12 protein-coding genes are annotated in these 14,584 nt (G+C 70.5%); 2 read left to right on the top strand and 10 right to left on the bottom strand.

Annotation, left to right across the window (positions count from 1 at the left end; all coding sequences use genetic code 11):
• The first annotated feature begins 38 nt into the window (after positions 1-38).
• Positions 39-719: a TetR/AcrR family transcriptional regulator gene (locus D1793_RS03550; RefSeq protein WP_119020912.1), complete on the top strand. Its 681-nt coding sequence runs from the start codon at positions 39-41 to the stop codon at positions 717-719.
• 518 nt (positions 720-1,237) lie between these two features.
• Here the strand turns inward: D1793_RS03550 and arsJ are convergent.
• Both arsJ and D1793_RS03570 read right to left on the bottom strand, forming a co-directional pair.
• Positions 1,238-2,455 (bottom strand): organoarsenical effux MFS transporter ArsJ, encoded by a 1,218-nt coding sequence (gene arsJ, locus D1793_RS03565; protein WP_119020914.1) that lies wholly within the window; start codon positions 2,453-2,455, stop codon positions 1,238-1,240.
• Entirely contained in the window at positions 2,452-3,465 is a 1,014-nt protein-coding gene (locus D1793_RS03570) for an ArsJ-associated glyceraldehyde-3-phosphate dehydrogenase (RefSeq protein WP_119020915.1), read from the bottom strand. Before D1793_RS03570 ends, arsJ begins: the two co-directional genes overlap by 4 nt.
• Before the next feature lie 79 nt (positions 3,466-3,544).
• On the opposite strand from D1793_RS03570, the gene hrpB reads away from it, so the two are divergent.
• Positions 3,545-5,995 (top strand): ATP-dependent helicase HrpB, encoded by a 2,451-nt coding sequence (gene hrpB, locus D1793_RS03575; RefSeq protein WP_119020916.1) that lies wholly within the window; start codon positions 3,545-3,547, stop codon positions 5,993-5,995.
• 104 nt (positions 5,996-6,099) lie between these two features.
• On the opposite strand, the gene D1793_RS03580 is transcribed toward hrpB, so the two are convergent.
• From D1793_RS03580 to D1793_RS03610, 8 genes are all read right to left on the bottom strand, one after another.
• Complete coding sequence (locus D1793_RS03580) at positions 6,100-8,985, bottom strand: proton-conducting transporter membrane subunit (protein ID WP_162899898.1); 2,886 nt, start codon at positions 8,983-8,985, stop codon at positions 6,100-6,102.
• On the bottom strand, positions 8,982-9,263 hold the full coding sequence (locus D1793_RS03585) for an NADH-quinone oxidoreductase subunit K (protein WP_119020918.1): 282 nt from the start codon (positions 9,261-9,263) through the stop codon (positions 8,982-8,984). Before D1793_RS03585 ends, D1793_RS03580 begins: the two co-directional genes overlap by 4 nt.
• Positions 9,260-10,186: a hydrogenase subunit MbhD domain-containing protein gene (locus tag D1793_RS03590; protein ID WP_119020919.1), complete on the bottom strand. Its 927-nt coding sequence runs from the start codon at positions 10,184-10,186 to the stop codon at positions 9,260-9,262. Before D1793_RS03590 ends, D1793_RS03585 begins: the two co-directional genes overlap by 4 nt.
• Positions 10,183-10,530, bottom strand: coding sequence for a monovalent cation/H(+) antiporter subunit G (gene mnhG, locus D1793_RS19650; RefSeq protein WP_205527623.1), 348 nt, complete (start codon positions 10,528-10,530; stop codon positions 10,183-10,185). The genes D1793_RS03590 and mnhG overlap by 4 nt, the downstream gene beginning before the upstream one ends.
• Entirely contained in the window at positions 10,523-10,813 is a 291-nt protein-coding gene (locus D1793_RS19655; protein WP_205527624.1) for a monovalent cation/H+ antiporter complex subunit F, read from the bottom strand. Before D1793_RS19655 ends, mnhG begins: the two co-directional genes overlap by 8 nt.
• Entirely contained in the window at positions 10,813-11,295 is a 483-nt protein-coding gene (locus D1793_RS03600) for a Na+/H+ antiporter subunit E (protein ID WP_119020921.1), read from the bottom strand. The genes D1793_RS19655 and D1793_RS03600 overlap by 1 nt, the downstream gene beginning before the upstream one ends.
• Positions 11,295-14,072: a cation-transporting P-type ATPase gene (locus D1793_RS03605; protein ID WP_119020922.1), complete on the bottom strand. Its 2,778-nt coding sequence runs from the start codon at positions 14,070-14,072 to the stop codon at positions 11,295-11,297. Before D1793_RS03605 ends, D1793_RS03600 begins: the two co-directional genes overlap by 1 nt.
• 104 nt (positions 14,073-14,176) lie before the next feature.
• Positions 14,177-14,533, bottom strand: coding sequence for a DUF6482 family protein (locus D1793_RS03610; RefSeq protein ID WP_119020923.1), 357 nt, complete (start codon positions 14,531-14,533; stop codon positions 14,177-14,179).
• Between the last annotated feature and the right edge of the window lie 51 nt (positions 14,534-14,584).

Consider the following 14,584-nt stretch of genomic DNA (forward strand, 5'->3'; position numbering starts at 1 on the left):
CACTCTCGGCGGAGACCACTGGCACAGGGAACAGGCAGATGACAGAAGTCGCGAGTCCGGCGGAGATACGCCGTGGGCGGGAGAGGGGTGAGGCCGGGGGCGCGACCCGCGAGCGCAACGAGCGCGAGATCCTCGCCGCGGCGGAGAAGATCTTCGCCGCCCACGGCTATCGCGGCGCCAGCGTCCAGGCCATCGCGGAGGCGGCGGGGCTGCCCAAGTCCAACGTGCTCTACTACATGGGCAGCAAGCGTGGGCTCTACGTACGCCTGCTGGAGCGCATGATGGCGCGCTGGAACGCGCTGCTGGACGATATCTCGGTGGACGATGATCCCGCCGAGGTGCTGGAGGCCTTCATCCGCAGCAAGATGGCGCTTTCCCGGCGCCACCCGGAGGGCTCACGGCTGTTCGCTGCTGAGATCCTTGCCGGGGCCCCCTTCCTGCAGGAGTACCTGAGCGGCGAGCTGCGCGCCTGGGTGGAGGAGCGCGGGGCGATCTTCCGCCAGTGGGCCGAGCGCGGCCTGATGGATCCGGTGGAACCGGTCTGGCTGATCTTTTTGATCTGGTCAGCGACACAGCACTACGCCGACTTCGAGGCCCAGGTGCTTGGCATCACCGGCAAGGGTGAGCTCAGTGACGCCGACGTGGAACAGATCACCGCCTTCCTCACCCGAGTAATCTTGAAGGGGTGCGGGGTGAGACCGCCCGGGATCGGGGCATGATAGAGTGTTGTCAGGCGCATGTTGAATAGGTGAAGCCATGAATACGGCCAAGGATGATGTACGGCAGCTGCTCGAGTCCCTTCCCGAGGACTGTACAATGGAAGATATCCAGTACCATCTCTACGTCGTAGAAAAGGTACACAGAGGCAGTCAGCGTGCTGAGACCGAGGGGACTCTCAGCCAAGAACAGGTCGAGCGGACGTTGGCAAAGTGGCTCGACCGCTAGCCTGGTCACCAGAAGCGCTCGAGGATCTGGAACTCATCGCCGAGTATATCGAGCGAGATTCTGCCTTCTATGCACGGGCTGTCGTGACCAAGTTGGTGGATATGGCTCGGGCGCTAGGTGAGTTTCCTGGGCTGGGAGAGTCGTGCCCGAACTTGGTGAGGCGAATATTCGTGAGCGCTTTGTTTATAGCTACCGCTTGATTTATCGCGTAGCGGCTGAGCGCATCCTGATTCTGGCCGTCATTCATGGGCGTCGTCTGTTGGAAAATACAGAGCGCTTCCCTTTATAGGCGTCAAGCCTCCTTCGGCAGCGCCAGGCTGATCAGCACGGTGGCCGCGAGCAGGGCGCTGGAGACCCAAAGGGTGGCGACGAGGCCACCGGCGAGGTAGAGCCAGCCTGACAGCAGGGTGCCGATCAGTCGCCCCATGGCGTTGGCCATGTAGTAGAAGCCCACGTCCAGCGAGACCCCGTCCGAGCGGGCCATGCGCACGATCAGGAAGCTGTGCAGGCTGGAGTTCACCGCGAACACTACGCCGAACAGCATCAACCCCCCGAGCAGCACCAGCTGCGGCTGCGCCGCCAGGAGCTGTCCTTCAAGACCCAGGGCGATCAGCGCCGGCAGGGCGGTAAGCGCCGAGGCCCAGGCGATGGCGGCACCGCGACCCGCCGTGCCCCCGGTGATCCTGGGGGCGACCGCCTGCACGGCCCCGTAGCCGATCACCCAGAGCGCCAGGAAGCCCCCCACCCGCCAGCTGTCCCAGCCGAACTGGGTGGCCAGGAAGACCGGTAGGGCCACCACGAACCAGACGTCCCGTGCGCCGAACAGGCACATTCGCGCCGCCGACAGGATATTGATGGCGCGGCTCTTGGAGAGCATCTCGCGAAACTTCGGCTTGGCCTTGGCCCGGCCCAGATCGCCGTCGAGGCGCGCAAGCGACAGCGCCAGCACCCCGGCCAGCATCACCGCCATGGCGAGTATCGCCCCCTGGAAGCCGATCAGGGTCAGCAGCAGGCCCCCCAGGAAGAAGCCCACGCCCTTCAGCGCGTTCTTGGAGCCGGTGAGCAGCGCCACCCAGCGGTAGAGCGAGGTATGCCCGGCGTCCCCGGCCGGCACCAGGGTCTTGATGGCGCTCTTGGCGCTCATCTTGTTGAGGTCCTTGGCGATGCCCGAAAGCGCCTGGGCAGCCATCACCCAGGGCACCGAGAGCCAGGCCACCGGCACCAGCAGCATGGCCAGCGCCACCACCTGCAGGCCGAGGCCCAGGTTCATGGTGCGGTTGAGCCCGAGGCGCGCACCCAGCCAGCCCCCCACCAGATTGGTCACCACCCCGAAGAACTCGTAGAAGAGAAACAGCAGCGCCACCTCGAGTGCCGAGTAGCCCAGCTGGTGGAAATAGAGCACCACCAGCATGCGCAGGGCGCCGTCGGTGAGGGTGAAGGCCCAGTAGTTGCCGGTGACCATCAGGTACTGGCGGATCTCCCGGGGCAGGGCAGCGACGCGAGCGATCATCCCGCAAGGCCCACCTTGGCGGCCAGCTCCGCGGTTCGGCAGGCGTAGCCATACTCGTTGTCGTACCAGGCGTAGAGCTTCACCTGGGTGCCGGCCACCACCATGGTGGAGAGCGCATCGACGATGGAGCTGCGCGGGTCGGTGCGATAGTCGATGGAGACCAGCGGGCGCTCCTCGTAGCCGAGGATGCCGGCAAGCGGGCCCTCGGCGGCCTCCTTCAGCAGGGCGTTGACCTCCTCCTCGGTGGTCTCTCGCTTGACCTCGAACACCATGTCGGTGAGCGAGGCATTGGCGAGCGGCACGCGCACGGCGTGGCCGTTCAACTTGCCTTCGAGCTCAGGGAAGATGGCGGTGATCGCCTTGGCCGAGCCGGTGGTCGTCGGGATCAGGCTCATGCCGCAGGCCCGGGCGCGCCTGAGATCCTTGTGGGGGGCATCCAGAATCGTCTGCGTGTTGGTGATGTCGTGGATGGTGGTCATGGAACCGTGGCGGATGCCGAGCGTCTCGTGGATCACCTTGACCACCGGGGCCAGGCAGTTGGTGGTGCAGCTGGCCGCCGTGACGATGCGGTGGCGGGCCGGGTCGAACAGATGATCGTTGACGCCTACCACCAGGTTGAGCACCCCCTCGTCCTTCACCGGGGCGCTTACCACCACCCGCTTGACCCCCTGGTCGAGGTAGGCCTGTAGCTTGTCGGTGGTCTTCATCTTGCCCGAGGCCTCGATCACCACGTCGCAGCCGGTCCAGTCGGTGGCCTCGATCTCGCGGTTTGCCGTGAAGGCGATGCGCCGGCCGGCCACCGTCAGGGCGCTGTCGTCCGCCGTGATATCATCGCCGCCGCCCGTCCACTGGCCGTGCACCGAGTCGAACTGCAGCAGGTGGGCGAAGGTGGCGGCGTCGCCGCCCGGGTCGTTGATCTTCACGAACTCAAGCTCCGGGTTCGTCCAGCCGGCGCGCAGGGCCAGGCGGCCGATGCGGCCGAAACCGTTGATGCCGATGCGTATCGCCATGGGAAGGCTCCTTGGGTATCAGGGGGGTGGGAGAATGAGTATATATGGCGAATCGTATATGAATTCAGATGACAGTTCGATGACAGCCGGCCTGCCCATCGAGGCGCGGCTCGACGCCATCCAGGCCGCCCTGGCGGCACACTCGCGCGCGCTGCTGGTGGCCGAGCCCGGCGCCGGCAAGACCACGCGGGTGCCCCTGGCGCTGCTCGAGGCCCCCTGGGCCCGCGAGGGCCGGCTGCTGCTGTTGGAACCCCGGCGGGTGGCGGCGCGGCTCGCCGCCGGCTTTATGGCGGAAAGCCTGGGGGAAAGCGTAGGCGACACGGTGGGCTACCGGATGCGCGGCGAGAGCCGGGTCGGCCCGCACACCCGCCTCGAGGTAGTGACCCAGGGCGTGCTGACCCGCATGCTCCAGGAGGACCCGCTGCTGGAGGGGGTAGCCGGCATCCTCTTCGACGAGTTCCACGAGCGCAGCCTGGAGGCCGACCTCGGCCTGGCGCTGGCCCTGGACGCCCAGTCGGTGCGCGACGATCTGCGCCTCCTGGTGATGTCGGCGACCCTGGACGTCGAGGCCCTGCTCGGCGTGCTGGGCGAGGGCACCCCGGTGATCGACTGCCCGGGGCGCACCTTTCCCGTAGCGACCCGCTACCGCGCCCTCAACGCGCGGGAGGAGGCCGCGCCCCAGCAGGCCCGGGCGCTGCTCGACGCCATGGGGCAGCAGGCAGGCGACGCCCTGGTGATCCTCCCCGGGGTGGCGGAGATCCGTCGCCTGGCCCGGGAGCTGTCGAACCGGTCGCCCGAGCTTGCCGTCATGGAGCTCCACGGCCGCCTGCCGCTCGAGGCTCAGCGCCGCGCCCTGCGCCCAGACCCTGAGGGGCGACGGCGCGTGGTGCTCGCCACCGCCATCGCCGAGTCCAGCGTCACCGTGGACGGCGTGCGCCTGGTGATGGACGCAGGGCAGGAGCGGGTGCCGGTGTTCCAGCCGCGAAGCGGCCTGACCCGCCTGGAGACGCGCCGCGTCAACCGCGCCAGTGCCGACCAGCGCCGAGGCCGGGCCGGCCGCCAGGGCCCCGGCCTCTGCCTGCGGCTCTGGGCCGAGGAGCAGCCGCTCGTTCCCCACGGCGAGCCGGAGATGCGCCAGGCCGACCTTGCCCCGCTGGCCTTCGAACTGGCGCGCTGGGGCGTGACCGACCCGGGTAGCCTCGCCTGGGTGACCCCGCCTCCCGCCGCGGCACTTTCCGCCGGCCGCGAGCTGCTCGGGCGCCTGGGGCTGCTGGATGCCGAGCACCACCTCTCCGAGCTGGGTCGCCGGGCCGCCCGCTGGCCCACCCATCCGCGACTCGCGGCCATGCTGGAGCGCGCCCGAGCGCTCGACGCGCTGCCGCTGGCCTGCGCCCTGGTCGCGCTGCTCGAAGGGCGCGGCCTGGACGACGAGCGTGATCTCGAACAGGCGCTGCAGGCACGGCTCAAGGCGCCGAGGGAGCACCGTCAGTGGCAGCGGGACGCCGAGCGGCTGGCCCGTATCGCCCAGGTGAGTCTCAAGGTGGCAGGCCTGGCCCCGCTCGGTGAGCTGCTGGCGCTGGCCTATCCGGAGCGCATCGCCCAGCGCCTGGATGCCCCGGGCCGCTTTCGCCTGGCTAGCGGGGGCCTGGCGACCCTGCCCGACCACCACCCCCTGGCCCACGCCGCGCTGCTGGTGGCGGTGGAGCTGGACGGTGAGGCGAGCGGGGCGCGGATCTTTCGCGCCGTGGGGCTCTCTCAAAAGCGGATGGAAGTGCTCTATCCCGAGTGCGGCGAGTGGCGGGCGAGCCTTGCGTGGTCCGACGCCGAAGGCCGCCTGATCGGCGAGCAGGTGCGCGGCCTGGGCGCGGTGGTGCTGGAGCGAAGACCCCTGGCCAAGCCGCCGGCCGAGGCGGTCAGGGCGGCGCTGATCGAGGCGCTGCGCCGCCGGGGGCTCCCCCGGGATGACGTCCTGACTCAGTTACAGGGGAGGGTGGCGCTGCTGCGCCGCACCTTCGACTCTGATGAGCAGGCAGCCTGGCCCGACTGGTCCGACGAGGCACTGCTCGCGAGCCTTGAGGCGTGGCTTGCTCCGCACCTCGATGGCATCACCCGGCTCGACGCCGTGGAGCGCCTGCCCCTGGCGCGCCTGCTGCTCGACACCCTCGACTGGCCGCTTCGCGCCCGCCTGGACGAACTGGCCCCGGAGCGGCTCCCGGTGCCCAGCGGCGCCAGCCACCGGGTGGACTATGCGCCCTGTCTCGAGGGCAAACCGCCGGTGCTGGCGGTGAAGCTGCAGGAGTGCTTCGGCTGGCAGGCCTCGCCCAGGGTCGCCGACGGCCGCGAGCCCGTGCTGCTGCACCTGCTCTCCCCGGCGCGCCGCCCGCTCCAGGTCACTGCGGATCTTGCGAGCTTCTGGGCGGGCGGCTATCCGGAGGTACGCAAGGAGATGCGCGGCCGCTACCCCAAGCACCCCTGGCCGGAAGACCCCACCACTGCCGAGGCCACCGCCCGGACCAAACGGCGAAGCTGATCCTGGCATATCAGGAGCCGAGGACCCCGCGGCACCAGGGCCGCCCAGGCCACCGCCCGCACCAAGCGGCGGGGCTGATCCAGGCCTGGCCTGCGGCGAGGCGCTCACGCCAGCCCGGCCAGCCCCAGCAGCAGGGCGGTGAGCCCCAGGCAGACGCCGAAGGCGGGCCAGGGCATCAGCCAGGCGTCGGCACGACGCAGACGCCAGCGCCAGCGGCGAGCCGCCTGTCGAGCCATGAGGCGCCGTGCCCTTTGCCGTACCCGCTGTCGCCAGCCCAGTGCAGCCAGGCGTCGATGCAGCGGCCCGGCGGCCAGCAGCAGGAAGGCGATCGCGAGGGCCCCGAGCGCCGGAGCGAGTGCCTTCGCCCAGGCTCCCGGCGCAGCCAGGTAGGCCAGAGGAACACCGGCCCAGACCCAGGGCAGCAGGGCTGCCAGCGCGCCCAGCCCCCAGAGCGATGCCGCCAGCCAGGTCGGTGGTATCGCGTTGTCTTCCGCCACGGGCTCGAGTCGCCACAGCAGCCAGCCCAGCCTGAGCATCACCAGGCTTGTCAGCATCCCGCTCAGGGTCACCGGCCAGGCGGCCAGTGACGCCTCGTTCAGCGCCGCCTCCATGCCCGCCTTCACTGCCAGGCCGCTCCAGGGCGGCAGCCCGGCCAGGGTCAGGGCGGGCAGCGCCAGGGCGCCCAGCAGCAGCCCGCGCCGGCTGGCGCTGCGGGCGAGCAGCCCCGCGCCCATGAACAGCCCTGAGCCCATGAACAGCGCCGCCTTGGCCAGGGCGTGGGCGGCCACCAGCCCCAGCAGGGCCGGCAGGGCGGCGGGGCTGCCCTGCAGGTGCAGGCCCAGCAGCGCCGTGGCGAGGCCCATCTGGCTGACGCTGGACCAGGCCAGCAGCGGCTTGGGGCCGGTCTGAGCCAGGCCGCGGCCGGCGCCATAGAGGGCGCCGGCCAGGCCTGCCGCTACCAGCAGCTTACCGGCGCCTGCGGCGCCGTCGCCCAGCAGCAGCACGCCGCCCAGCAGCCCCACCTTGATCAGCAGCCCCGAGAGCACGGCGCTGGCCAGGGGCGGGGCCACCGGGTGCGCCAGGGGCAGCCAGGCGTGGACGCCGATAGCCCCCGCCTTGATGGCAAGTCCCAGTCCCAGCGCCGCCAGCGCCGGCGCCGGTAGCCCGGCCCGGGCCAGGTCGGCAAAGGCAAGCGACGGCGATTCCTGCCAGGCCAGGGTCAGGCCCAGCAGCAGGCTTACCTCGGCAAGCAGCATCATCGCCAGGTACCCGGCGGCGGCACGCCGCGCACCGGAGCTACCGCCCAGCCAAACCAGCCCCCAGCCGGCAAGGCCCAGCCAGGCCGTCCCCAGGTAGAAGACGAGCAGGTCGCCGGCGGTCAGGGTGACGAGATGGGCCGCCGCGGTAAAGAGGAGCAGCGCGGTAAGCCCCGGGGGCGACCCGGAGGCCCGGCCGGCCGGCGTTGCCGAGCCAGAGGCGACAAGCACCAGGGGCCAGAGCAGCAGTGCGGGCAGCAGCCAGGGGAGCCGCTCGGTCTCCAGGCGCGGCACGGCCAGGGTGAGGTCGGATGCGCCGGCCAGGGCGACGAGGCCTGCGAGCCAGGCCAGCCCCACCATCAGCAGCGCCGGTGACACCTCACGCCAGCTCTTCGACCAGGCAGTGGGGGGCGGGAACCGATCGCCTTCAGGCGCCAGGGCAATCGACAGGACCCGCCACAGCCAGGCGGCGGTGAGCAGGGTGCCGGTAAGCATCACCCCGGCCAGCAGCCACAGCTCCACTTCCAGGGCCGCCCGCAGCAGCCACCACTTGCCGACGAAGCCGCCGCTCGGCGGGATGCCGACCAGGGAGAGCCCACCGATCGCCATCACCGCCCAGGCCAGAGGCTGGCGGCGGGCGCTGCCGGCCAACCCGGTCAGGCGGTCGTGACCATGGCGGTGCTTCAGGGCGCCGGCCGCCAGGAAGAGCCCGCCCTTGGCCAGGCCATGGGTCACCAGCAGCCACAGCGCGCCCCGGGCGCCGATGCCCTGCCAGGCGTCGCTGCCGGCGAGCACCGGCAGCATCAGGGCATAGCCGCTCTGGGAGAGCGTCGACCAGGCGATCACCAGCTTCAGGCGGCTCTGCAGCAGGGCCTGGACGCCGCCCCAGACCAGGGCCACGGCTCCGAGGGCGGCCATGGCCTGGCGCATCAGGCTGCCGAGTTCGGCGAAGGGGCCGAGCCACAGTCGCCACAGCACCATCAGGGCCGCGGCCACCACGGCGCCTGAGAGCAGGGCGCTGACCGGGGCCGGTGCCCGGGAGTGGGCGGCCGGCAGCCAGCCGTGAAGGGGGACCATGGCCGCCTTGATCATCAGCCCCAGGGTGATGGCCAGCGCGGCCAGCCGGGCCGCCGGGCCGTCCTCGAGCAGCGTGGCCAGCTGCATCAGGTCCAGCCGCCTGAACTGGCCGTAGAGCAGCGCCACCCCCAGCAGGTAGAGCAGCGAGCCGAGCAGCGAGGCCATCAGGTAGCGCAGCGACGCCACGTGGAAGGGGTCCTCCCGGGAGCGGTTGACCAGGCCCACCGCCGCCAGTGACATCAGTTCCAGGGTGACGTAGAGGTTGAAGAGGTCACGGGAGAGCAGCAGGGCGTTGAGGGAAGCCCACAGCAGCCACCAGAGGCTCCACAGGTAGCGGTCGTCACGGCTATCCGGCTCGGCCAGCAGCACCAGGCTGGCCAGCCCCATCAGCAGGCCGACCATGGCGAGCAGCAACGCGGCCGGCGTGTCCAGCCGCCAGGCGATGCCCACCGGCGGTGTCCAGCCCCCCAGCCACAGGGAAGCCTCGGTCGCGCCGTCCACGAGTCCGCCACCCGCAAGTCCCAGCCCGCCGAGGGCAAGCCCCGCCAGGGCGATGGCCACCTGCCGGCTTGCCGGGAGCAGGCCGAGGAAGGCAGCGATGGTCAGCATCAGGGGGACGGCAACCAGCAACGGCAGGAGCCAAGCGTCGAGATTCACGGCTCCTCCCCGCGCCGGCGCCGCTCATGGGCCTGCACTGCCAGGGCGAGTACCGCGGCGGTGGTGCTCACCGCCACCACGATGCCGGTGAGCACCATGGCGTGAGGCAGCGGATCGATGCCGTCTGCGCTGCGTGCCAGGGTGACCAGCAGCAGGAAGACGGCGCTGGCCAGCACGTTGAGGGCCAGCACCCGGCGCAGCAGGTCTGTGGCGCGAAACAGTCCGATCAATGCCATGCCGACCAGGGCCGCGGCCAGCAGCAGGTAGAGTTCGCTCATCGGGCCGGCTCCCCGAAGAGGTAGAAGGCCATCAGCATCAGGGCGATGGAGAGGGCCGCGGCCACCTCCACGGCGAGGATGACGTGTCCCGCCACACCGGCGGGAATGGCCAGGAAGGTGCCCGTCAGGAGCAGGCCGACGAGTCCCACGGCCAGAAACAGCAGCACGCCGGCGGCCAGCTGCAGCCGCAGCAGCGGCTGGCGGCGGGGCTCATGCATCCAGGGGACCGCATCGGCGAGGACCAGAAGTACGCCACCGGCGCCGAGTACCGCCCCGGCCGGAAAGGCGCCGCCCGGGGCGTGGCTGCCGCGCCACAGCAGGTAGGCGGGTACCAGCAGGAACAGCGGGTGCAGCAGCCGGGTCAGGGCCGGCAGGCCGGGCAGCGCCGTGGCCGGTGCATAGGGGGTGAGCGCCGGCCCCAGCGACCAGACCAGACACACCGCGGCCAGCATCACGGCGATCTCCAGCAGGGTGTCCCAGGCTCGCAGGTTGAGCAGCACGGCGGTGACGGCATTCTCGACGCCGCTCTCCGACAGCACCTCGCCGACCGGCCCTGCCAGGCCCGGGCGCGGCAGCTGCCAGGCGACCCAGCCCAGAGCCAGGGTCACGAGCAGGGTCGTCGCCAGCGACAGCAGGACCAGTGGGCGCTGTGCGGCACGCCAGGCGGGGGCGTGTGCGGCCGCGGCAGGCAGCCGACCGAGGGTCGCCAGCAGCAGCGCACCGGTGACGCCGGCACCGATGGCGGCCTCGGCCAGGGCGATGTCCAGGGCGTCGAGGCGCACCCAGACCAGCGCCATCACCAGGCCGAAGGCCATGAAATGGACCACCGCGGCGAAACGGTGGTGGCCGAAGAGCGCCTGCCAGGCCAGCCAGGCGAGGCTGGCGATCAGCAGCAGGTCGAGGCCGAGCACAAGGCCGCTCACGGGCAGCGCTCCTCGTCGCCCTCGTCGCCGGATGTGGTGGTGCGGCCTTGGCGGGGCCTGAGGCCGCAGGCCAGGGCGGTGGAGGCGATCAGGGTGGCGCCGATGCTGGAGGCGATCAGCACCAGCCCCCACACCAGCAGGTACTTGAGGGCCGCCACCAGGCTAGGCGCCTGGCAGGCCAGACCCAGGCAGATCAGCCCCAGCCCCAGGTTATCGGCCTTGGTCAGGGCGTGCAGCCGGGCATAGAGATCGGGGAAGCGGATCAGCCCGAGACTGCCGGCAACGAAGAAGAGCGCCCCGGCGATGATGAGCCCGTTGCCCAGCGGGACGAGCCACTCAGTCACGCCCGGCCTCCTCGCGGCTGTCGCTCTCCTCGTGGAGCAGCGTCCAGGTGCGGGTGACGAAGTTGGCGGTGGCCACGGCGGCCAGCAGGGCGAACAGCAGTGCCACGTCGACCAGGGCGGGTTGCGCGAACCCGGCGCCGAACAGCAGCAGCACGGCGATAGCGGAGACGCTGACCATCTCGGCGGCCAGCATGCGGTCGGCGCTGGTGGGGCCGCGGCGCAGCCGCCACAGCGCGACGCCGGCGTTGAGCAGCAGCAGCGCGGCGATGGTCGCATGTAACATCAGCGGAGCTCCTCGTCCGGGGGGACGATGCGCTGCGTGAACAGGCGCGCGACACGCGCCTCGAGCCGCTCCAGTTCGGGGCGGGTCCTGGCATCCATCTGCAGTACATGAATCCTTAGTGTATCGGGGGTCAGGCGCAGCGTCAGGGTGCCGGGCAACAGGTTGATCAGGCTGGCCATGAACAGCCGGCCGGGCCCCTCGGGGAGGTGGCGCCAGGGGTAGTCGATGACCCGGGTGGCGGGAGCGAGCCGAGGGCGACAGGCCAGGGCCGCCACCTGCAAACCACCGCGCAGGGCCAGCCACAGGGCCAGGGGCAGGAAGGTGATCAGTGCCAGCGGGCGCAGCCGAGCGGCCCCGCTGGTCGGCATGACCAGGGCGGTCGCCAGGATGACCGGCAGCCCCCAGACCCAGGCGCCGCCGCCGCTGATCACCCACCACAGCAGGCTCAGCAGGACGAGGCGCCGGGCCAGGCGGACCGCCATCACGAGGACTTCAACCCCGTACGGTCGTGGCTGCCGTGGCTGCCGTGGTTGGCGGCCGGCTGACCGTTGACGCCGCGCGCGCGCAGCACCTGTTTCTCGACCTCCACGACCAGGTAGATGGCCAGGCTACCGGCCAGGATCACGCCCCAGTGGCCGATGCCGAGCCCTTCGCTGGTGAAGATCACCTGCATGAAGGGCAGGTAGGTCCAGGCCAGCTGTAGCACCACGATGGTGCCGATGGAGCCCCACACCGGGCGGCTGCCGAAGATGCCCTCGACGGAGAGGGTGCTGCGCAGCAGGTAGCGGCTGTTGATCAGGTAGGCGGCGCTGCCCATCACCAGCATGTTGACCGCGCCGGTGCGAGCGAGCTCCACGCTGCCCCCCTGGGCCTGGATCCAGCTGAACATGCCGAAGACGCCCGCCAGCAGCAGCAGCGAGACGAACACCACCCGCCACAGCAGGAAGAGGTCGAGCAGAGAGGCGTCGGGGTCCCGGGGCTTGCGGGTCATGATGTCCTTCTCGGCATGCTCGAAGGCGAGCGCCAGGCCGAGCGTGACCGCCACCACCATGTTGACCCACAGCGCCTGCAGCGGGGTCACCGGCAGGGTGGAACCGGCCAGCACGGCGAGCATGATCGCCAGCCCCTGGCCACCGTTGGTGGGCAGTATGAAGGTGATGGTCTTGCGGATGTTGTCGTAGACCTTGCGCCCCTCGCGGATGGCGCCGACGATGGTGGCGAAGTTGTCGTCGGCCAGCACCATCTCGGCGGCCTCCTTGGCGGCCTCGGTGCCCTGGATGCCCATGGCCACGCCCACATCGGCACGCTTCAGGGCCGGGCCGTCGTTGACGCCGTCGCCGGTCATGGCGCAGATGCCGCCGCGGGCCTGCATCGCCTGCACCAAGCGCAGCTTGTGCTCCGGCGCGGCGCGGGCGAAGACATCCACCTCCAGGATCACCTCCTCGAGCTCGGCATCGGACATCGCCTCGATCTCGCGGCCGGTGATGGCGCGCTCGGTGTGGGCGAAGCCCAGCTGCCTGGCGATGGCGAGCGCCGTCACCGCATGGTCGCCGGTGATCATCACCGGGCGGATGCCAGCGGCCAGGCACTCCTTCACCGCCTCGATGGCCTCGTCCCGGGGCGGGTCGAGCAGCCCCACCAGGCCGAGCAGCACCAGCTCCTCCTCGGCGTGCTCGTCAGCCAGCTCATGGACGTCGCGGACCCGCTTCTCGGCTAGCGCCAGCACGCGCAGGCCCCGTGAGGAGAGGTCATTGATGCGCTCCTCCCAGAGGCCGACATCGAGCTCGATGTCGTTGCCGTCGTCACGCACCCGGTGGCACATCTCGAGCAGGCGGTCCGGCGCGCCCTTGACCAGCAGCAGCTGCTCCCCCTCAAGGGTGTGCAGGGTGGCCATGTACTTGCGCTCGGATTCGAAGGGAATGGCGTCGTGGCGGTCGTGCTTGCCGCGCAGCTCCTCGGTGGACAGCCCCGCCTTGGCGGCGGCGACCACCAGGGCCCCTTCGGTGGGGTCGCCGTGGATCTTCCAGCGGCCCTGTTCCTCGGCCAGTTCGGCGTCGTTGCACAGCACCCCCACCTTGAGGAAGTGGCGCAGGGCATGATCCTCGTCCAGGTCCAGCGCCTCGCGGTCGGGCTCGCCGTCGCTGACGCGGTGGAAGCTCCCCTCCGGGGCGAAGCCGATCCCGTCGATGTGCACCTCGCCGGACGGCAGCCAGATGGCCTGGGCGGTCATCTCGTTGCGGGTCAGGGTGCCGGTCTTGTCGGAGAAGATGGTGGAGATGGAGCCCAGGGTCTCCACCGCCGGCAGGCGGCGGATGATGGCGTTCTTCTTCGCCATGGTCTGTACGCCGAGCGCCAGGCCGATGGTAACGATGGCGGGCATCCCCTCGGGAATCGCCGCCACGGCGAGGCCCACCGCCGCCATGAACATGTCGCCCAGGGGCTGAGCGTGAACCAGCACCCCGAAGGTGCCGGTGAGCACCGCCGCGGCGAGGATGAAGAGGGCCAGCACCTGCCCGGCCCGGTCGATCTGGCGCAGCAGCGGCGTCTTGAGCTTCTCGACGCCGCGCAGCATCTCGGAGATGCGGCCGATCTCGGTGTTGGCCGCGGTCTCCACCACCAGGCCCCGGGCGTTGCCCTGGACCACGATGGTGCTGGCATAGGCCATGCCGGTGCGATCGCCGAGGTCCGCATCCTCGGCCGTTGCCTCGGTGCTCTTGTCCACTGGGGTGGATTCACCGGTCAGCGAGGCCTCCTCGGTGCGAAAGCGCCTCGCCTCCAGCAGGCGCAGGTCCGCCGGCACCCGGTCGCCGCTCTCTACCAGCACGATGTCGCCGGGCACCAGCTCCTCGGCGGGGATGGTCTGGCGCTTACCACCGCGCAGCACCTTGGCCTGGGGGGAGAGCATCTGGCGGATGCTCTCCAGCGCCTGTTCCGCCTTGCCCTCCTGGATGAAGCCGATCAGGGCGATGATCAGCACCACCCCGAAGATCGCTGCGGCGTCCAGGGTGTGGCCCAGCACCAGGCTGGCGATGGCCGCCACGATCAGTACCAGCATCAGGATATTGTTGAACTGCTCCAGCAGGCGCCGCCACCAGGGGCGGGCCTCGGCCTGCTGGAGCTGGTTGGGGCCGTGCTCGGCCAGGCGGCGCGCGGCTTCCTCGCCATCCAGACCGTCGGAGGTGCCCTCGAGGCGCTTCAGGGCCTCGTTGCCATCCAGGGCGTGCCAGGCGGTGGGCTCGTTGTGGTGGGGATCGGTCATCCTTACTCCTCCGGCGCATGTCAGGGTGGCTGCTGCAGATAACTACCATACAGCATGCTGCAGTGCAGTGACCCAGGACAAGGCGTGGCCGCAAGGCCTCGTTATCACTGGGTCATGAAGGCGATCCGGGTGCCGTGGGCCAGGCGGGCCGCGGGTTCGACGGCAGGGCCTTTCGGAAGGCCCACCATCTCGTCGGTGACGTCGGCCCAGGTCAGGATGCCGTGGGTCAGGCCCAGTGGCGCCAGGGCGCGGCTGATCCACTGGGTACCGGTGAAGCGGCGTGTCTCGCCATCGTCGCCCACCAGCTGGGTGTCACCGCCGGCATGGTGAAGGCGAACCAGGTAGTAACCCATGTCCAGCGACTGCACCTCCACGGTGGGCAGGGCGCTGGGGTCGAGGCGCTCGGTGAGGGCTTCCAGGGTCAGCCGAGCGGGCAGGGCGGGGGCATCCAGGGGTATCATGGGGCTCTTCCAGTGTTGGACATGAACGATCATGTTAGCTCGACCTGTACA

The organism is Halomonas sp. JS92-SW72, assembly GCF_003547075.1.
Taxonomy (GTDB): Bacteria; Pseudomonadota; Gammaproteobacteria; order Pseudomonadales; family Halomonadaceae; genus Halomonas; species Halomonas alkalicola.